Origin of the sequence: Haematospirillum sp. H4485, from assembly GCF_012102745.1 — a bacterium.
In the GTDB taxonomy this organism is placed as follows: domain Bacteria; phylum Pseudomonadota; class Alphaproteobacteria; order Rhodospirillales; family Rhodospirillaceae; genus Haematospirillum.
On the sequence record NZ_JAAVSY010000017.1, the window covers coordinates 13,838 to 34,159 of the forward strand.

The 20,322-nt window shown below is 53.8% G+C and carries 16 protein-coding genes and 1 pseudogene; 16 read left to right on the plus strand and 1 reads right to left on the minus strand.

Translation table 11 applies throughout. The annotated features are described in order from the left end of the window. Positions 1-26 precede the first annotated feature (26 nt). The 16 genes from HEQ61_RS10390 (at position 27) to HEQ61_RS10465 (ending at position 19,465) form a co-directional block, all read left to right on the plus strand. Entirely contained in the window at positions 27-1,490 is a 1,464-nt protein-coding gene (locus HEQ61_RS10390) for a lipopolysaccharide biosynthesis protein (RefSeq protein ID WP_168021369.1), read from the plus strand. After that, positions 1,483-2,343: a class I SAM-dependent methyltransferase gene (locus tag HEQ61_RS10395; RefSeq protein WP_168021371.1), complete on the plus strand. Its 861-nt coding sequence runs from the start codon at positions 1,483-1,485 to the stop codon at positions 2,341-2,343. Before HEQ61_RS10390 ends, HEQ61_RS10395 begins: the two co-directional genes overlap by 8 nt. Further along, positions 2,336-3,334 (plus strand): N-acetylneuraminate synthase family protein, encoded by a 999-nt coding sequence (locus tag HEQ61_RS10400; protein WP_168021373.1) that lies wholly within the window; start codon positions 2,336-2,338, stop codon positions 3,332-3,334. The genes HEQ61_RS10395 and HEQ61_RS10400 overlap by 8 nt, the downstream gene beginning before the upstream one ends. Next, positions 3,331-4,482 (plus strand): UDP-N-acetylglucosamine 2-epimerase, encoded by a 1,152-nt coding sequence (neuC, locus tag HEQ61_RS10405; protein ID WP_168021374.1) that lies wholly within the window; start codon positions 3,331-3,333, stop codon positions 4,480-4,482. Before HEQ61_RS10400 ends, neuC begins: the two co-directional genes overlap by 4 nt. 17 nt (positions 4,483-4,499) lie before the next feature. After that, entirely contained in the window at positions 4,500-5,198 is a 699-nt protein-coding gene (locus HEQ61_RS10410; protein WP_168021375.1) for a cytidylyltransferase domain-containing protein, read from the plus strand. Further along, positions 5,199-6,917, plus strand: a complete 1,719-nt coding sequence (locus tag HEQ61_RS10415) for a hypothetical protein (RefSeq protein WP_168021376.1) — start codon at positions 5,199-5,201, stop codon at positions 6,915-6,917. Beyond that, positions 6,914-8,212 (plus strand): glycosyltransferase, encoded by a 1,299-nt coding sequence (locus HEQ61_RS10420; protein WP_168021377.1) that lies wholly within the window; start codon positions 6,914-6,916, stop codon positions 8,210-8,212. The genes HEQ61_RS10415 and HEQ61_RS10420 overlap by 4 nt, the downstream gene beginning before the upstream one ends. Further along, positions 8,209-8,928, plus strand: coding sequence for a class I SAM-dependent methyltransferase (locus HEQ61_RS10425; protein ID WP_168021378.1), 720 nt, complete (start codon positions 8,209-8,211; stop codon positions 8,926-8,928). Before HEQ61_RS10420 ends, HEQ61_RS10425 begins: the two co-directional genes overlap by 4 nt. An 89-nt stretch (positions 8,929-9,017) precedes the next feature. Next, complete coding sequence (locus tag HEQ61_RS10430; protein ID WP_168021379.1) at positions 9,018-9,800, plus strand: glycosyltransferase family 2 protein; 783 nt, start codon at positions 9,018-9,020, stop codon at positions 9,798-9,800. Then, a complete protein-coding gene (locus HEQ61_RS10435; RefSeq protein ID WP_168021380.1) occupies positions 9,797-10,933 on the plus strand; it encodes a glycosyltransferase in 1,137 nt (378 codons plus the stop codon). The genes HEQ61_RS10430 and HEQ61_RS10435 overlap by 4 nt, the downstream gene beginning before the upstream one ends. A 12-nt stretch (positions 10,934-10,945) precedes the next feature. After that, a complete protein-coding gene (gene asnB / locus HEQ61_RS10440) occupies positions 10,946-12,832 on the plus strand; it encodes an asparagine synthase (glutamine-hydrolyzing) (protein ID WP_280730286.1) in 1,887 nt (628 codons plus the stop codon). 1 nt (position 12,833) lies between these two features. Beyond that, on the plus strand, positions 12,834-14,354 hold the full coding sequence (locus HEQ61_RS10445) for an O-antigen ligase family protein (protein WP_168021383.1): 1,521 nt from the start codon (positions 12,834-12,836) through the stop codon (positions 14,352-14,354). Continuing rightward, the gene (locus HEQ61_RS10450; protein ID WP_168021384.1) at positions 14,336-15,505 is read left to right on the plus strand and encodes a glycosyltransferase family 4 protein; all 1,170 of its coding nucleotides are present in this window, start codon (positions 14,336-14,338) and stop codon (positions 15,503-15,505) included. Before HEQ61_RS10445 ends, HEQ61_RS10450 begins: the two co-directional genes overlap by 19 nt. Before the next feature lie 2 nt (positions 15,506-15,507). After that, positions 15,508-17,451, plus strand: a complete 1,944-nt coding sequence (asnB, locus tag HEQ61_RS10455) for an asparagine synthase (glutamine-hydrolyzing) (RefSeq protein WP_168021385.1) — start codon at positions 15,508-15,510, stop codon at positions 17,449-17,451. Continuing rightward, positions 17,442-18,311, plus strand: coding sequence for a methyltransferase domain-containing protein (locus HEQ61_RS10460; RefSeq protein WP_168021386.1), 870 nt, complete (start codon positions 17,442-17,444; stop codon positions 18,309-18,311). Before asnB (HEQ61_RS10455) ends, HEQ61_RS10460 begins: the two co-directional genes overlap by 10 nt. After that, on the plus strand, positions 18,299-19,465 hold the full coding sequence (locus HEQ61_RS10465) for a glycosyltransferase family 4 protein (protein ID WP_209315741.1): 1,167 nt from the start codon (positions 18,299-18,301) through the stop codon (positions 19,463-19,465). The genes HEQ61_RS10460 and HEQ61_RS10465 overlap by 13 nt, the downstream gene beginning before the upstream one ends. A 750-nt stretch (positions 19,466-20,215) precedes the next feature. Here the strand turns inward: HEQ61_RS10465 and HEQ61_RS10470 are convergent. After that, a pseudogene (locus tag HEQ61_RS10470) lies at positions 20,216-20,322 on the minus strand (IS5/IS1182 family transposase); the annotation flags it as partial.

Below are 20,322 nucleotides of genomic sequence, written 5' to 3' on the forward strand. Positions count from 1 at the left end.
GTTATGTGCTTTTGCCTGTATTCGTCATGACTAGTCGTCACCTGATAAGCCGTGTCTCGATCAATCTGGGCGCCAGCCTGCTGCAGGGCTTGCTCGGGCTTGCGTTGATGCCTATGGCGACCTTTGTACTCGGACCGCAAGACTACGGTATTTACGGGATGGTGGTTGTGGTGATGAATCTGGTCGTTGCCGTCTGCGAGACAGGCTCGGCTCATGTGCTTTACGGCCATTTCCATGCCCTCAATGATTCCAATCGGGCCCGGTTGCAGTCCACGTTACTGGCTTTGGCCTTGATGTTGGGCTTGCTGATTGCGCTTGGGGTCTTGTCGTATTGGTCAGCATTGGCGGGCTGTATCCCATTGCTTTCAGAGTTGATACCAGTTGAGGTATGGTTGCTGTGTTTCACGCTTCCACTGAAGGCCACGTGGGCTATCATGAGTCCTATCCTGATCCTGACGCAGCGTAGCGAGTGGTTGGCGGCAAGTTTATTGGTCCAGTCGGTCGTTAATGTGTTGGTGATCTTGGTGTGCTTGTATCTGTTCGAGACAGGGCGCTCTGCCCTTTTCTGGGGGCAGTGGGCCGGTATGCTCGTCAGCTTGGTTGTACCACTGATACTTCTGCGCCGCTCTTTGTGGGCGCCGCTGGACATGCGTTGGTTGCGGAAGGTGCGTGGCGTCGCATTTGGCGCTTGGTTTGCCGGGCTTATTGACAATATCAGATTAATCTTGGAGAGCACTCTTACCGTAAAAGCAGTCAGTGCTGAAGCTTTGGGTAACTTCAATCATGCACGCCTCTATCAGGGTTTGATGACGCAGGGAACCAATGCATTTGCCAATGTCCTATGGCCTATTGCACTCAAGGAGGCGCAGCTTGCGAATAGTTGTTTCCCGCGTATAAAGCCGGTCTGGGATTTTGTCTATGCGGGCTTGGCCTGCGTTGGGGGTGGGGCTGTGTTCCTGGGAGATGAAGTGGTAAGTTTATTAACTCATGGAAAGTTTGTTCAGGCGGGGGCCTGGTTGCCTTGGCTCGTTGTGCATGTTCTATTGCAGAATGCGGGCAAGCCTGCGACAGCTGTGCTCTATGCTGCCAAAAAAGGTAATCTCTATTCAAGTATCCGGATATTCACCGTGTTGGTAGCGATACTGGCGCTGTTGCTGCTGGTTCCGTTATACGGTGTTGAGGCTGTGCTGGTTGTTTATATCGCCGAAATGATAATGATGCGTGTGTGTCTGGTGTTGGCCGCTCAGCGCATAGGTGTTGTCCCTTTTCAAGACCAGTGGGTTGTCGTAGGTTGTTTGCTAACCGTTATTTGCTGGTACATCGAGCGGGCCGTCGACCTGTCGCTTGCTGATCGTTGTGTAGTGGTCGTGGGGTTGTCATGCATCGTTCTGTCTGCGCTGCTTATGTCGATGCGTATAAGGTTTGGGCAAGATTGGCGGCGCTGTCTGCGTGGCCCCAAAGATCATAAATCCGAGGAAACACATGTTTAGATGCGCCCTTTGCTCTGGCCAAGATGTGCGAGAACTCCTGCTAATTGATCACCCGGACCGTTTTGAACAGAGCATAGGCATTGAGCCGAAAGATTATAGGCGAAGCTGGGTCGAATGCCTGCAATGTGGGGGCGCTACCAACGTTCTGCCAGAAGAATCTTCTTTTCGTCTCAAAAAGTTGCGCTCTGCCTATTACGAAGTTGATTTCATGGGCTCGGATATTGGAGAAAAATATCATCGAGTCATGTCCATGCCTGCCGGCAAGTCGGACAATGCAGGGCGTGTGGCCCGCGTGATGGACTTCGTGCGGCGCTGGTCTGGGGCATTTTCACTCCCCCGGATTATGGATATAGGTGCCGGAACTGGTGTGTTCCTCTCCCGTCTAGTAGACCAGACGGGAGGGGCGTGGCATTACTTGGGTGTTGAGCCTGACCCTCGTGCAGCAGCTCACCTGAGGCAATTGGAGAAATTTGCGGTGGTTGAGGCCATGTACCTCGGTCAGACTGATCTGCGGGGATTTAACCTCGTGACTCTGAATAAAGTCTTGGAACATATCGAACAGCCTTTGCCGTTCCTGTTACAGGTTATTCAGAGCTTGGTGCCAGAAGATGGTTTGCTCTATGTTGAGGTCCCCGACAAATTGACGGCGCGGCTTCGTTCGCCGCAGGACAATATCCTCGGCTCCTTGCACTGCCATCTGTATGACCTCACCAGTCTGGGGCAGCTATTGCGGCGTGCCGGGCTGGAGTTGATGTGTGTAAACCGCGTTGCCGAGCCCAGTGGTAAGTTATCGGTTTATGCTTTTGCGGCACCGGCAGAGAGTGTTGAAAAAAAAGGGTTGCCTCATGAATGATCAAAGTATCACCGTCATTGCCGAGATTGGCTCGGTGCATGATGGCTCCATCGGCAATGCGCTTAAGGCCGTTGAGGTGGCTGCCGCTTGCGGTGCTGATGTGGTTAAGTTCCAGACCCACATTGCCGAAGCCGAGACTCTTGCCGATGCACCCATGCCCTCGTACTTTAAGGGAGAGCCACGCATGGAGTATTTCCGTCGCACGGCTTTCAGTCTGTCACAGTGGAAGCAGATAGCACAGCAATGCATCGAGCATGGTGTGCGTTTTCTCTCCTCGCCGTTCTCGCTGGAAGCTGTGGATCTTCTGGAAGAGGTAGGCGTTGAGCTCTACAAGATCCCTTCGGGTGAGGTCAGTAACGTGCCGCTCCTAGAGCGGGTTGCCGCTACGGGTAAGAAGGTTTACCTTTCTTCCGGCATGAGCAACTGGGCTGAGTTGGATCAGGCTGTGACGGCACTGCGCAAGGGTGGTCCCTTGGTGGTGATGCAATGCTCGTCCGCCTATCCTTGTGCGCCAGAGCGCGTCGGCCTCAACGTGATGCTGGAGATGCAGAGGCGCTATGATCTGCCTGTTGGCCTGTCAGATCATACTCTTGGTCATGCGGCCTGCATTTCGGCTGCTGCGCTGGGGGCCACGGTAGTGGAGAAGCATTTTACCTTCTCACGTTTGATGTACGGCAGTGACGCCAAGCACAGCATGGAGCCGGATGAGTTCAAGGTCTTCTGCTCCCATGTCAAGGAGGCCGCAATCATCCGCGCGAACCCGGTTGATAAGGATAACCTGCAGGACTACCGCGATATGAAGATCGTCTTTGAGAAGAGCGTAGTGACCGCCCGTGCTGTGCAGGCGGGGCAGTCCCTGCAGGCTGCCGACCTTGCCTTCAAGAAGCCTGGCGATGGCATTCCCGCTGCCCGTCATGCCGAGTTGTTGGGCCGGCAGGTGCGCCACGCCCTGACGCCTGACCACAAAATTACTTGGGAAGACCTTAAGTGAAGAAAATTTGCGTCGTCATCGGCTCGCGGGCCAATTACAGCAGCATCAAATCTGCGATGCGCGCCATCTATAAGCATCCGGATCTGGATCTCCAGATCATTGTTGGGGCGTCCGCCATCTTGGACCGCTATGGCGCCGTGATCAATCTCATTGAGGAGGATGGGTTCACCGCTTCGGCCCGTGTCCATATGCTGATCGAAGGTGAGACGCCTGCTACCATGGCCAAGTCCACAGGTCTTGGTCTTCTGGAGCTGCCTACCCTCTTCGAGCAGATGAAGCCTGATGTGGTACTGACGGTCGGTGACCGTTTCGAGACCATGGCCACCACGCTAGCTGCGGCGTACATGAACATTCCGGTGGCCCATACCATGGGCGGTGAAGTTAGCGGCACTATCGACGAAAGCATTCGTCACGCGGTTACCAAGTTTGCCCACATCCATTTCCCGGCCTGTGAAGGTGCGCGCGAGCGCATAATACGTCTGGGCGAGATGCCTAAGCATGTGCATATGGTGGGCTGTCCGCGTATCGATCTGGTGGCCGATATCCTTAACGCACCTGAGATCTCGCTCGAGTCTGCGCTTTTCGACAGGGGTGTCGGAGAAATGCTTAACTTCGACCATCCATTTGTGCTTGTGTCCCAGCACCCGGTGACCACGGAGTATGGTGCGGGTGAAGCTCAGATCACGATGACTCTCGAAGCCATCCGTGAGCTTGATTTGCCAGCCATCGTACTTTGGCCTAACGCTGACGCGGGCTCGGACGACATTGCCCGTGGCATCCGCAAGTGGCGCGAGCGCAAGCTGGACCGGTACATGCATTTCTTCAAGAATCTGCCAATCGAGACCTATGTGCGTTTGATGCGAAAAGCGGCCTGTCTAGTTGGCAATTCCAGCAGCGGTATTCGCGAAGGGGCCTTTATTGGCACGCCGGTTGTTAACATCGGGACCCGGCAGACTGCTCGTGACCGTGGCAGCAATGTGCTGGATGTGCCCCATAGCAAATATGAGATCCAGGCAGCCATAGCCCAGCAGATGAACCACGGCCCTTACGCCATGGAGCCCATCTATGGCGATGGCCGTGCGGGTCAGCGCATCGCCGAAATTCTTTCCACTGAGGAGGTGGATGTGCAGAAATGCATCACCTATTGACCCCGGGCGATTGAGATATGAGCATTGTTGCGGTTATCCCGGCGCGGGGGGGGTCCAAGGGTATCCCGCGCAAGAATCTTATGCAGATCGCCGGTCGGCCGCTGATTGCCTATGCCATCGAGGTTGCGCGGAATGCCGACTCCGTAGACCGTGTGCTGATCTCGACCGACGATAGCGAGATTGCCGACGTCGCGCGTGAACTGGGGGCAGAGGTGCCATTCCTGCGCCCCCCGGAGCTGGCTGAGGACACGGCCCCCATGCTAGGGGTATTGAGCCATGCGTTGGCATGGCTGGAGTCTCAGGATGTGGCAGTGGAAGCGCTTGTTCTGTTGCAGCCTACCTCGCCGTTACGCACGGGTCAGCATGTCGAAGAGGCTATAGCACTGTTCCGCTCGGCTCCTGCCAGCAGCGTTGTCAGTGTGGTGGAAGTGCCGCACCAGTTCAATCCAGTTTCGGTGATGAAACTTTCTGCTCAGAGGACTCTTGCTCCCTTTCTTGAGGATCAGGTCATCGCTACTAGGCGGCAGGATAAGCCCAAGGCCTATGCCCGCAATGGACCGGTGGTGCTCGTCTGTCATCCGGACACGCTTCGTTCCGGCGAACTCTATGGAGAAAGGTGCGTGCCCTATCTCATGTCGGAAAAAGACTCTCTGGACATTGATACCCCAGAAGACCTGACCCTAGCTGAGCAAGTTTTGCTCGACCGGAGGCGCTGAATGGAAGCAGTGCTGTGTCGTCTCAGGCGCTTGGTTGAAACTTCACATCATCTGCGTGCTCCCTTGATGTTACTGCGCAAGCTTTGGCGCGATCGGAGGTGTATTGGGCGCATTGCAATTGATTTGCTTGAGACGTATCGTGCAACAAACTTTCTGCGGCTGGTCCCGGTAACGAGTATCGGACGGACTCTGAATCTATATGCTGTTGATGACGATTCCATCTATGGGTTGAAGCTGATGGCGTTCATCAGCCAAGCTCTGCGCTTGGAGGGCTGGCAGATCCAGGTGGTGCTGCGTAACCGGTCCATGATATTGGGGCGAGCCTACTTCAGAGCTTTCGGCATTCGTCGTTTTGCTTATCTGGAGGACCATTGTCTCGCCGACGATGAGCGTGCGTTTTGCGGGCTTAAGGCGCAGGAGTTTCTGGATGGACCACTGAGCCTGCAAGGCATCAAGGCTTGGACTTTTGAAGGCTGCTGGATCGGTCCGCAAATTATTTCGACGCTGTCGCGCATCCGGTTTGAAGGCAGTGTAGATTTTACGAATCCGGAAGTCCGGCGTTGCCTGCGGGGACTGCTTGTGTCGACGCTGGAGCATGTGCTTCGTGCTCGCAAGCTTATCGAACAGCACCCTGCAGACTTGGCGCTAACCATTGAGGCTAACTATGCTGTATTTGGTCCCTTGGTAGATGTGGCTATCTGCCACGGCTGCAACGTCATCCAGATGGTTCAGCCGTGGAAGGACGACGCACTGACCTTCCGGCGCATAACCCCGGTTACCCGGCGCGACCACCCCTCGTCGGTTGCTCGGAATACGTTGGATTTTCTGGTGCTGCGGCCTTGGACAGACCGCGAACAGCAGGTGCTGGACCAGATGTTCAAGGACCGTTATGGCGGGCGCTGGTTTCTGCAGGAGCGCAACCAGTGCAATACCCGTTATTACACGCCAGATGAACTGACCCAGCGCTTCCGGCTTGATCGTGCCAAACCCACGGCCGTGGTATTTTCGCAAGTCTTGTGGGATGCCAACCTTTTTTATGGTGATGATCTGTTTGAGGATGCGGGCGAGTGGTTTGTTGAAACCGTTCGGGCGGCCTGTGCCAACCCGGCCCTGAACTGGCTCATCAAGCTGCATCCTGCCAATGTTTGGAAGCGCAAGTACGAGGGCATTACACAGGAGTATGCGGAGCAGGTGCTGATCGACCGATCCATAGGCACACTGCCAGATCACGTTATGCTCATTGCTGCTGACGACGACATCAGCACGCTTTCGCTGTTCGAGTTCATCGACTATGGTGTCACCGTGCGCGGTACCTCGGGCATGGAGCTGGTGTGTTTCGGTAAGCATTGCGTAACGGCCGGTACCGGGCGGTATTCGGGGTTAGGATTCACACTGGATAGCACGAGCCGTCAGCAGTACCTGCAGCGCTTGGCTTGCCTACACAAGCAGGCTGCCATGAATGACGAAGAAATTCTGCGCGCCAAGTGGCATGCTTACGCAGCTTTTGCGCTCCGGCTTTGGCCAATGTTGAGCGCAAAAGCTGAGTTCATGTACAGGGATCAGGGCAGAGATCCGATGGATCACAACTTGAGGCTTGTGGTGGATTCGATCGATGAACTACTTCATCGGGGTGACTTGGCTGCCTGGGGCCGCTGGGCTGAAGGAGACGCGGTGGACTTCGTCTGCCACCAGCCCGAACTGGCTGGTTCAGCGGCGTGAGGGTCGTTCATCTGAGCCATACAGATGGTGGGGCTGGGGCAGGACGCGCAGTCTACCGCATCCATGCCGCCTTGTGTGAGTTGGGGGTGGATTCGCGCATGCTGGTCAGTCGGAAGCGCACAGCGGATCCCTCGGTACAGGCAATGTCCGGCTCCGGCCTTGGGCACTGGCGGGTCAGTGTGGCCGAGTACTTGGAGGCCCGTGCCGGGCGTGCGCTGGCGCGGGATGCCTCGGTTTTCCTGTCACCAGCACTGTACGGCTATTTCCACCCGATGCGCGCCGAAGTGGTACGAGGGGCCGATGTTGTGGCTATCTACTGGATCAACGGCGCCTTCATCACGCTGGAGAGCCTAGCAGGGATCAACAAGCCCCTAGTGTGGCGATTGTCTGATGTCTGGCCCTTCACCGGAGGTTGTCACTACCCCGGGACTTGTGAACGATTTGAAAATCAGTGTGGCGACTGTCCCCAGTTGCGTCAGCCTGGCCCGGAGGACGCTACACATCGCCTCTGGCTGCGTAAAAAGCACGCATGGCGTACGCTGGACCTGACCGTTGTCGCCCCGAGCAACTGGATAGCCGGGTTGGCGCGACGCAGCTCGCTGTTTGCCGACTGGCGCGTTGAAGTTATTCCGACTGGCGTGGACCTCGAACGCTATTGCCCGGGGGATCGCTCGGCTGCCCGGGCTCGCTGGGGCTTGCCGCAGGACAGATTGTTGATCCTGTTCGGCGCCATGAGCCCGACGGACGACGTGCGCAAGGGCTATAGGGAACTCCGGAGAGCACTTGAGGTTGTTGCGCAGAGCCCGCTGGCGTCTCGCATACTGGCCGTGGTGTTTGGTAGCGACGTCCCCCTGCCGGCTGATCTGTTGCCCGTACCTGCCGTGTCACTGGGACGACTGGAGGGCGATGAGGTCCTGAAAGCGGCATACAACTGCGCCGACGTGGTGGTAGTGCCTTCACTGGAGGACAATCTACCCAATGTTGCGCTGGAAGCCATTGCTTGTGGTGCGCCGGTGGCAGCTTTCGATGTTTGCGGAATGCCGGACATCGTGACGGATAGCTGGAATGGTCGGTTGATTCCTCAAGCTGATCCGGAAGGCCTAGGGTGGGCGTTGGTGGAAATATTGTCGGATAGCAAGAGGTTGCTGACGATGCGTTTCAACGCACGGCAGCGTGCGCAGCAGAGCTTTTCTTTGAAAGACCAAGCCAACGCTTACCGAGCACTTTATGAACAGATTCTTGCTCGGCGTCCGATCAAAGACAGTCAACGTTCGAGTAGCGGGGGTCTCAATTGACACAAGAGAATTCAGCAAAGAGAAATGCCGAGGCAAAATCCCTTCAATGGACTGGTGATCTGGTTCAAAAGTTCTGGGACTATCAGTCTTTATTTCCGGAGCACTATTTCACCAGTTTATACGGCGATCGGATAGTGGGTGCTGTGCGCAACTACGTGCCTCGGAGGGCTCGAGTCCTTGATTATGCCTGCGGCACAGGTGCGCTAACAGGGTATTTGTTGCACTCAGGGTTTTCTGTTGGGGCCTGTGATCTTTCACCTGATTCGGTTGCGTATGTGCAGAAAAATTATGCCGGGCATCCGGCGTTTTGCGGAGCTTGGACAATCGATGATTTGCTCGCAGGCGAGGAGCGATTTGACGCCGTTGTCTTGGTCGAACTTATCGAGCATGTGGATGATACCGTACTAACGAAAGTAATGGCTGATTTACGTAAGCTTCTGGCGCCAGATGGCATGGTGATTATGACCACACCAAATGACGAGGACTTGGCTATCGAAATGGTGTATTGCCCTTGTTGTAATCACACATTCCATCGATGGCAGCACGTTCGTAGCTGGAATGGAAGAACTCTTGCCGCTTTTTTAGTCGCGCATGGCCTTGAATTAGTGTCTACGAATGAAATTGATTTCTCACTGAGTCAGAAAATGGCTTTGTTCGCTACTATTTGCATCGTTTGTTCCAGACTGTACTTCGACGTAAGCAGCCACACCTGCTAGCCGTTGCCAAAATGGTGCAATACCAGAATGGTGTAATATAAAGAGGGAGTCAGCTTGAGCCGGTCATCTGAAGTATTTCGTCGTGTTTCATGAGCAATATTTTGAGCCCATCAATTTCGGTTATCACTGTTGTTCGCAATGGCGCGTCGGTTATTGCCGACTGTATCGACAGTGTGCTCGCCCAGCCGATCGAGGATTTGGAATATATCATCATCGATGGCGCTTCGACCGATGGGACACTGGAGATCATTCAGCGCTATGGCGACAGGATCTCGGTCTGCATCAGCGAGCCCGATCGGGGCTTGTACGACGCGATGAACAAGGGACTGCGTCTGGCTCGTGGTCGTTACATCCATTTCCTGAACGCCGACGACCGCTACGTGGCGCCGGATGCCTTGACTAGTTTATTGCCACAGCTCGACGAGAGTACGGTCTGCTACGGTGCGATGATCTATCAGGAAGAGGATGGACGGCAGCGACGTCTTGGTTCACCTTTTTCGTGGGAACGGGAGTTGGTGGAATCGCACGTTCCGCAGCCGACGTTGTTCGTTCCAACACGTATGTATCGCGAGGTTGGCGAGTTTGATCTGAAATATTGCATCTCCGCCGACTATGACATGGTCCTGCGCCTTGCTAAGCGCTTTCCGGTTCGTTTCATCGAGCAGCCTGTGACTTTGATGATGGCCGGCGGTATCAGCTATGCGCAGATGGGACGTACTTTCAAGGAGTCCGCCCGAGTATCGATCAGCCACGGCCGTCCGGTCGGGCTTGCCTACCTAACCTATCTGCGCCACATGCTTACTTGGCAGATAGCGCGGCACCTGCCGGTATCATGCATCGAGTTCTTGCGCAGGTTGCGAGGTCGTATATGAGCATCAATGTTGCACATGTCATGCGTACTTACGGTATCCACGGCGGCGAAAGTCAGCTGGCGCAGCTGTTTAGTTCTTTTTCGGAACCGGGCTTTCAGCATTTCTTCTTCTTTGTCTATCGCGATGAAGTCTGCCAAGGGCACTTCTCGGCGATCCCTCAATTGCAAACGGAGACGCTGTTGGACTTGCGGTCCAAAGTCTTTCCGTCTCTGCGCAGGGAAATGCTGGCTCTCCTGTTTCTGCTTCCTATCCTGCAGGTCCGCCTGATTCTGGCTTTGCGAAGGAATCAATGCCGCATCTGTGTTGCCCATGGTGTACAGGGTGCCATGGTGGCTTGGCTCGCCGCGACATTTCTGCGAAAGGTGCGCTTTGTATACGTCCATCGGGGCACCAAGTCTGCGCAAGGCAAGAACCCCCTTTTTAAGTTGCTCTACCGTCCCTTCGATGTGATCGCCGGCGTTTCGCGCGCTTCAGCCGATTCATTGCGAGACCTTGCGCCCGGTAAAAAGCTGATTGCTATTGAAAACGGCATCGACTGGCAAGCAATTGAAGCCGAGCTCGGTCAATGCCCCACCGTAGCGCGTAGTGATCGTTTTGTCATCGTGTGCGTTGGCCGTCTTCTGCCTGCCAAGGGACAATCGCTGATTCTCGAGGCGTTCGCTGACGTACAAACTAAAGTGCCAGGTGCAGAGTTGTTTGTTATTGGCACTGGGCCTGATGCGGCAATCTTGCAGCGACGCGCCGAACAGCTAGGCATTTCCGACACCGTACGCTTCCTCGGTGATCGCAAGGACGTTGTATGCTTATTGGGCCAGAGCAATGTGTTCGTGCATGCGTCCGAGTCAGAGGGCTTAAGTAATGCGGTCTTGGAAGCTATGGCAGTCGGACTGCCCAGCATTGTGCTCGCAGCGCCAGGTGTCACTGAATGCCATGTCGAAGCGGAAACCGCGTTTGTCATTTCACGCTCACATGCCGAGCTGAGCGCGTGTCTGCTTCTGCTTGCGGTAGATCCGTTCTTGTGCAAGCGCATGGGCCAAGCAGCGCGAGCACGGGTTCGCGAGCACTATTCGATTGCTGAAAATTGCAAGCGCTATGCAGCGCTCTACTATCAACTCATCTCCCTCCAGAATTAGTGAGCTTTTGACATGTGCGGAATTTTAGGTGTCACCGGTGGTATGGCAGCGCGCACATCGAACGAGGACTTTTTCGACGCACTCGATCTGATTCGGCATCGCGGTCCGGATGGCGGCTCAGTATGGGGCGCATCTGGTATTTGCCTCGGTCACCGACGCCTAGCGATCATCGATCTGGCCCAGCGCGCAGATCAGCCAATGCATCAAGGCGAGTTGTCCATCGTATTCAACGGCGAGATCTACAACTTTCGTGAGTTGCGCGCTGAACTCTGCGCGCTGGGCCACACATTTAACACCAATTCGGACACCGAGGTACTGTTGCAGGCATGGCAACGTTGGGGGCCTGACTGCCTGACGCGTCTCGAAGGTATGTTCGCCTTTGCACTCTGGGACGGTGCCCAGGAAAAGTTGTTTCTTGCGCGAGATCGCTACGGTGAGAAGCCCCTTTTCGTCTATGAAAGTGCTGAGGGTATCGCCTTCGCTTCGGAAATGCCTCCGTTGATTCGTCTGTCTGGAGGTTCGCTTCGAGAGAACCGATCTGCCACCGGTCTGTTCTTCCTGTACTCGTATATTCCAGCGCCTTATGGCGCGTTTCAGGGAGTATGCCAACTCGAACCTGGATGCTGGATGGAGTGGAGCGCTCGGGACGGTGTTCGTCGCCACCGTTATTACAGCCTACAGGCAGAAATCGCTGTCAGTGCAGCGCAGTCTCAACCACGGTACGAGGATGCGTGCCATATGCTGAAATCGATGCTGCGCGACGCTGTGTGGCGGCGCGTAGAAACTGCGGATGTACCGGTTGCCAGCATGTTGAGCGGCGGAATTGACAGCTCGATTGTGACAATCTTGGCGGCGCAGGCAATGGTATCCACACATCAGCCTATGTCGGTGTACTCGCTCGGATTCCCCGAGGATCCGGGTTTTGATGAGACCGATTTTGCCAAGGTAGTCACGGCGACTTTGCCGAACGTACGGCATCGTATCGTCGAGGCGACGGAAGGCAGCGTCCTTCTTTTCGCCGGCGAAGTCCTCGACCGGCTCGGCGAGCCCTATGCCGATGCCTCTATCTTGCCGACTTCGCTGTTGTGCTCGCAGATCGAGGAAAAGGTTGTGTTGGGTGGCGACGCTGCTGATGAGCTGTTCGCCGGCTATGGTACCTATCCTTCCATTGTCGCCGGTAACCGTCTGCCCTCCTTGGTGCGCAGCCTGCTGGGCTTGGTGCCGCGCTATCCGAGTCCGTCGGCGATACGCAATAGGCACTTGCGCGCGGTGGCGCTTTTCCATCGCCATCTGCGCGCCACGCCACTGCAAAGCTACCTAAGTTGGCGTAGCTACGCCGATGTGGACGTGCTGGCCACCTTGGGCATTGACACTTCAGCGTCCGCCGATTTTGCTGCAGCGCTGGACCCTAGTAGGGGCAGCTTGTTGCGTGATATCCAGGCACTGGACTTAGTATTCAACCTGCCGAATGACATGTTAAAAAAAGTGGACCATGCCGCCATGTTCCATAGTCTCGAAGTCCGCTTGCCCTTCCTCGACAGTAAGCTTGTTCATTGGGCGCTAGGACTTCCGGACGAGTACCGTCTGAGTGGTCGCACACGTAAGCGCATTCTGCGCGATGCCTTCGCCGACGTGCTGCCGGAGATAGTGTTGACGCGCGGCAAGATGGGCTTTCTTTTGCCTATTCGGCGTTGGTTCCGTGAGGGAAAATTGCGCGATGAGCTAGATGCGATGCTGAGCGCACAAACGGTATTGGACAACAAGGCCGCGCGCGCGATTCTACACGAGCATGCAGCAAGCCGCGCAGATTACTCTGTGCTACTATGGTCGATGTATGTCTACCTGCGCTGGTTGTCCAAGATTTCTGTGTGGGCTACGCATCATGTAAGGAGCAATTAAATTGTTAGCATGTTGCCATGGTTGGAAGCTTGCAAAGCATGTTCAATGTCAAGTTAATTTTCTGGCTTTGTGCGGCCTATTTTTTGCCTTTTCTGTATTGGCTGCATTGCGCAGCTACGGATGGTCGTTTAATGAGATTATTAATAATGGGTCGCCAACATGGGTTGCATTTTTAGGGTGTGGATTGTTGTTGGTGATTGTCTGTTTCTTTTTCTGGGTGGCACAGTCTTTACAGCGAGCGACTTATTTCTTGGGTTCCTCTGTAGCTCTTGGTGTGTTACCTGAAATACCGAAATTGCCATTTTTGAAGGATGTTACCCACATAGCTCTAATATTTTTCGTGGTTGCGAATTGGCGGTACTTATATCTTTTATTGCAAGTGCGTTCCTTAGCTGATCGTCGAATTAAAATCTATCTTGCATTCCTAAGCTTGGCAGTTTTCAGCGTAGTGATTAATTTTTTGCTAAGTGGTGATGTATGGCAACTTAAGGTAGGCGTATCAGGTCTACTGCTTCTTGTTTTCCTGCTTATGGCACTATGTGTAATTCTTTGGTCTTCAAGTTCACAAATTTACACACAGCTTCATAGAGGATTTCTCGATTCATCCCAGATTGCGGCGGCTTTGGGATTGGCTGCGATTATTTTATTACTTTCAACGCCTTACTCAACAGGCTTTGCTGGTGACGGTGCAAATACTCTTTGGGGCCTTGGTTATTTTGATCGACTGACTCTTTTAATGGAGACACCTGGCCTTACAGCGATATATTTTGTAGTGTCAATGACTTTTGCAATCCATGAAATAAGTAAAGAAGATAGAGATATAAGTAACATTTCAAGATTCAGCCTTCTTTTTATTCTATATGTATCGCCATGGATAGTAGCAGCGACTGGATCTCGGGTTGGAAGAATTTCTTTGGTCGTACTCGTTGTGACGGGACTGCTTTGGAAGCCTGTCAGACGGGCTACGCTAATCATGTTTCCTTCGTCGTTTGCAGCAACCTTATTGATGCTTGATTTTCAGTCATTCCCTAGTGCAGTGAAATTTATTATTGGGCATATTTTTCCAGATCATTCCATTGTTCAGCAAATGGAAGGACTGAGACTGACCGGAAGATTTTTTGACGCAGAAGAGCGGGGTGAACTGTTCCGTCATGCGATTTCCATGATGGTAGAAGCCCCCTTGATAAATCAGCTATTTGGAATGGGTTATGGAGTATCAGGATATAGCTCTTCACCATACCCTAGGCCACATAACCAGTTTCTGGGAATGATTGTAGAAATTGGTATTTTTGGTTCCATTGCTTTGGCTCTTTTTTGGTTTGTTTGTGGTTGGCGCACCTTCTTTGCTGTTCCGAGGCTAACTTGGTCCGATAAATCCGCCTTATGGGTATTCTTCGTAAGCCTGATTGCGATTTTTGGGTTGGCTATTAGCTATCAAATCACAACTAAAGGATTGGTGTTGGTGTTCCTCTTTTTAATGTTCAGCTGGTCGGGTACGCGCAGTTGCAAATTGAGGAAGTGATGTCTAAGCCACTAAAAATTCTGATCTGGCATTGGGGACGACGCGGAGGAGGGCCGCGCTATACGCTCGAGCTCGCGCGTGTGCTGGCTACCCGCCAGGATATGGAGATATATTTGTCGCTCTCGCGACAGTCCGAGATCTACGCTGATTTCGAGTGCGTGCAATCAGCTGGCCGTTTTGATATCAATACGTACGAAGGCATCCTTCAATTCGGATTGCGCAGCATCAGGCTCCCCATGCTCAAGCGCCGTTTCGCCCGTTACATCCGGGAACAGAAAATTGACGTCGTGTTTTGCACCATGGACCATTTATGGGGTGCTTTCTTGGTGAGTGCAATTCGTGACTCTGACGCTGTTTACCTGTTGACTGTGCACGACGCTACCCGGCATCCTGGCGAAGATCAAGGCCAGCGGCGTTGGCTGCTGCGGCGCGACATAAATGCTTCTGATTCCGCACTCGTATTGACGCGCTCGGTCGGTCTATCGCTGCAAGCCAATTATTCCTATCCGGCAGACCGTGTCTTTCTGTCTGCCCATGGTCATTTTGGAGATGGCAGTGTTAATGTGGAAGTGCGCAGTCTTCCGACTGATAGGCCTGTGAGACTTCTGTTCTTTGGTCGTATTTTACAATACAAAGGTCTTGATTTGATGCTGGAGGTGCTGCCGCTGCTACGGCGTGAGTTCCCTGGACTTCAGTTGGAGGTTTGGGGTAACGGCGATATCAATCCCTACCAGTCAGCCATCGAGGCAGTTGGTGGTGTGCGCGTAGAGAATCGCTGGATCGAAGAATCAGAAATTCCTCAAATTTTCGCGTCCACGGATTTGGGCATGTTGCCGTACCGGGAAGCTAGTCAATCGGGGGTCGTGGCCACCGCATTCGCACTTGGCATGCCTTGCGTTGCCACGCCGGTACCCGGCCTATGCGAGCAGATTAGTGATGGTGTCACGGGTATCATTTCTAACGGCTTTGGTGCTGCTGAGTACGCGGAAGCAGTTGCCAGAGTCCTGCGAGACCCGGTGCTCTATACGCGCTTGTCGCAGAACTGCATCACAGTGACCAAGACGACGCTCAGTTGGGACTGCATCGGCCAATCGGTGGTAGACGCTTTGCGAGGTGCTTATGCCAAAGGTAAGCGCGGTAAGGAAAATTGATTATGTGCGGTATCGCAGGAGTCGCTTCATGCGAGCGAGCAATACATTCCAGCAAACTTGACCGAATGCGGGATACTTTAAGTCATCGTGGCCCCGATGGCGCGGGCAGTTGGATTTCCAGTGACGGTCGTGTCGGATTGTCACATCGGCGCCTCTCTATTCTGGATCTGTCTGCTGCTGGCGTGCAGCCAATGCATTCTAATTCTGGACGATATAGTATTTCCTTCAACGGCGAGATCTACAATTTTGCCGATTTGCGCAAGGAGCTTGAAGCCGCTGGTATGAGTTTCATTGGCCATTCGGATACCGAGATCATCCTAGGAGCCTGTGAACGATGGGGGGTTGTTGACGCTTTGCCGCGCTTGGCCGGTATGTTCGCTTTTGCTATCTGGGATGCCCAAGAAAGCACTCTGTACTTGGCACGTGACCGCGTCGGTATCAAGCCGTTCTACTACAGTCATCAGGACGGTGAGTTCAGCTTTGCCTCAGAGTTGCGGTCGCTGGTGAACTGGCGCGGTAGCCTTCCGCCGATCTCCAAGTGTGGGCTCAACGAGTATCTGCGTTTGGGATACGTCCCGTGCCCGTTGAGTATCTTTGAGGGCATCTGGAAGTTGCCGCCGGGGACCTATATGACTTGGCGTGCGGGAAAACTGTCTGAACCAAGATTTTTTTGGACTTACTTGGACGCAGTGTCCCGTGGCCGGGCATGTTCCTTCACTGATGAGCACAGCGCGCTTACCGAGCTTGAGCGTGTTCTTCGAGTTAGTGTCGCTCGCCATATGGTATCGGATGTTCCGCTTGGTGCATTTCTTTCGGGGGGTATTGATTCGAGCATTGTAGTCGCGCTGATGCAGGCACAAAGCATCCGCCCCATCCAAACATTTTCTATCGGCTTCAGCGCCGCCGCGTACAATGAAGCCAAGTACGCCGCACGCGTAGCCGCGTATCTCGGCACCGAGCATACCGAGCTGTATATTACAGATGCCGATGCGCGCCGTATTATCCCCTACTTGCCAGACGCCTATGATGAGCCGTTCGCGGACGTTTCGCAAATACCCACTATCCTAGTATCGCAGCTAGCTCGCAGCCAGGTGACGGTGGCCTTGTCCGGCGACGGCGGCGACGAGCTGTTTGCTGGTTACAACCGCTATATTTTTGTTTCTTCTTTCTGGCGCAAATTGCAGCGGCTGCCGCTTGGTCTTCGACGCATGGCTGCTGCTTGTCTGCGCTACCCAAGCGTGGCGCACTGGGATGCCTTCTTCAAGGCTGCTGGCTTGTTAATGCCCCAGTCACTGCAGCCAAATCTGCTCGGTCAAAAAATGCACAAGATCGGTGCTATCCTGCCTTCTGATTCGCTACTCGCGCTGCATAGCAGCTTGGTTGCACAGTGGGCGATTCCGCAAGCGGCTTTGAATCCCGAATGGCGTGGCGGTGAAGCGCTATGGAAGGAGATGCTGCAGGAGGACCCCTCGCTGACGCCGCCGATGCAGCAAGCGGTATGGGATGCGCAGACGTATATGGTGGACGACATCCTGACCAAGGTTGATCGTGCCAGCATGCGATTCGGTCTTGAGGCGCGTGTCCCGTTGCTCGATCATACTGTCGTCGAAACTGCTTGGCGCGTACCGGAAGTCATGAAGTTGCGTGATGGCCAAGGAAAATGGCTGCTGAAGCAATTGCTCTATCGGTATGTTCCACAATCGCTGGTGGATCGACCAAAGATGGGGTTTGGAGTGCCCATTGAGGCTTGGCTCCGTGAAGGTGTTCGTGATTGGGCAGAGACCTATTTAGATGAGAAACGCTTGCGCAGTGAAGGTTATCTTGATGCTGACGTCATTCGTCAAGCATGGCTGCATCATCAAAATGGCTCGAGTGAGAGTGGCGGTCCGCTATGGACTATTCTTATGTTCCAGCAATGGCTGGAACATTGCAGGACATGGCTATGATTTCCCGGCTCCCGTGGTGGGCAAAGCTATGCGCGAAGCTGCTACTTGCGCGCTTGCCTGTCCCTTACAGCCTGTGGCGTAAACTCAAGCTCTTCCGGCATGGCGAAATGAACGACCCTGCGCGGGCTATTCGTACCTTTGAAAATTATTATAGGCATGCTTGTGAGCATGCCGACATACAAGCTGGCTTTACCGTTCTCGAACTGGGTCCCGGTGACTCCATCCTTTCCGGACTCGTGGCGCGCAGCATGGGTGCAAGCCGAGCCTGGCTGGTCGATGCTGGTGCATTTGCAGACACAGATGTCGCTGCTTGTCACCGTACTTTGGATCTCCTTAAGCAGATTGGTTACGCTGATCTCAGTTTGGGTGATGCTGCCAGTGTTGATGAGGTGTTGAGGCGCGCAAACGTGACCTATCTCACCCGTGGTACGGCTTCATTGGCTGACATCCCGGATGCTAGCATCGACTTTTTTTGGTCGCAGGTCGTGCTGGAGCATGTGCCTTATGGCGAGTTTCTCGAATTTCTGCGTCAGTTGCGGCGTATCGTGAAATCCCATGGGATCGGTGTGCACAGTGTTGATTTCCGTGATCATTTGAGCAATGCTCTCAATAACCTGCGTTTTTCCCACGTAACTTGGGAAAGCCAAGCCTTTCGCAACAGTGGTTTCTATACCAACCGCATTCGTCCCGGTGCCATGCTCTCACTATTCAAGGACGCGGGCTTCGACGTGGAAGTAATCACCGAAACGCATTGGCCAGAAATACCGACCCCGCGTGCTGCCATGGTGGCGCCTTTCCGCGAGTTACCAGCCGCCGAGCTGAGCCTCGCTGAGTATGAGGTGCTGTTGTGGCCGAGGTGATTATGAATGCCCAACCCAAGCTGCTGTTTCTTGTTACCGAGGATTGGTACTTCTGTTCTCATCGTCTTCCACTTGCTGTCGCTGCACGTGAGGCTGGCTATGAAGTTACCGTTGTCACTCGTATCAATCAGTTTGCTGAAGTCATACGTGCATCTGGACTGAGGCTCGTCCCGCTCCAACGCATGCGACGCGCGGGAACGCACCCCTTGCAGGAGCTGGCTTCTCTTTGGGAGCTTTGGGGCATTTATCGCCGCGAGAAGCCCGACTTAGCTCATCATGTTGGCCTCAAGCCCGTCGTTTATGGCAGTCTCATCGCGCGATTGATGGGTGTGCGTGGCGTAATCAATGCGCTTGCTGGACTGGGATTTGTTTTTTCCTCAGGCCGATTATTTGCGCGGATATTGCGACCGGTTATCAAGGCCGTGTTTTTTTGTTTGCTCAAGCGAAGGAATATTCGCGTCATTGTACAAAACGAACGTGATCGTGATGTGTTGACCGAGGAGGTTGGTATCGACTCCCCCAGTGTTCGATTGATCCGTGGGGCCGGCGTGGATCTGCGCCTCTATAGCGGACGGTTGCCTAGCGTGCAGCCTCCGTTGGTGGTGTTGATTGCGCGTATGCTGTGGGATAAAGGGGTAGGTGACTTTGTCGAGGCTGCTACTCGTATTCGCGATGCAGGATGCCATGCTCGATTCGCTCTGGTGGGCATTCCTGATCCGGAGAATCCGACATCGGTGCCGGAATCGCAGCTTCGTGCTTGGAATGATGATGGCACCGTCGAATGGTGGGGGTATCGCGCTGATATCCCCGCAGTTCTGGAGATGGCGAGTATTTCTTGTCTTCCAACCTTCTACGGCGAAGGTGTGCCGAAGGCATTGATTGAAGCGATGGCCTGCAGTCGTGCAATTGTGACCACAGATATCCCTGGTTGCCGCGAACTGGTTGCTTCTGGGCGTAATGGCATTGTTGTGGCGCCACACGATGTGCCAGCATTGACCGCCGCGCTAGAGACTTTGATTCGCGATCCTGAGCGTTGTCGTCAAATGGGTATTGCTGGACGAGAAATGGTGGAGCAATCGCTATCCTTGGAGCGAGTAATTAAAGAAACACTTTCTCTTTATATGGAGTTAGTGCCGATTAAGGTTCTTAGTTGATGATATTTGCGGTCACTAGCGCGAATAGTTTTTTTGGTAGAGCCGTAGTTCAACAACAAGCAGACAGCAGTTACAAGATGCTGATATGCGTTTGACAATCAGCGCTTTTTGCTAGCAACCAAGGCGTCAACTCGATGGTAGTTCCCTAGTTGCAGATGGCATTGGGGTGTGCGGTGCCGTATGTCTTTTCTTATCGAGCGCGGTGAGTACGTAGTGGTGCTCGGCCCATCCAGTGTAGGTAGCCGTTCTAGGCTGTGCGGCTACACAAGCTCATATACACCATATAGTGTATATATAAGCGCTGATTCCACAATCCTTGCCTGCAGAAAGGAGGGCGTCTACCTGCCGCTGACGGGCAAGTAGGTCAGCCACTTTTTCCATATTGTGGAAAAATACTATAGAATTGGGTAGCTCTATGGTACTGACCAGTAATCTGCCTTTGCGCAGTAGCTTAAAGACGTTCTGCGGTAACCCCCACGCTGACCACAGCTATGATAGAATAGATTCTTCATCATGAGTACATCCTGTAGATGAAGAATATTTATCATATGTGCAAGAAGAAAAAAGAATAAATTACTGGGAAACCCTATTAATATAGAGGCCTAGAATTCGGTCATGTCAATTGGCTCAGGTACCTCATATTTACTTCGCATTTGAGAATCGGGCTGATGAGAAACCTAAAGCTCATTCATTATAGGTGCTGCGCAGAACGTTGTGGCCTCCGGGTGTAAGAGTCCGTTTGAGAATGGCTCAATGTGAGATTCTGCGTAGGAGCAGGCTGCCCATCGGGACGTGGATCATGGCTTCGGAGACGTCAATGCGCGCCTCGTAGTTGCGCACGAGCCGACGCCAGCGCG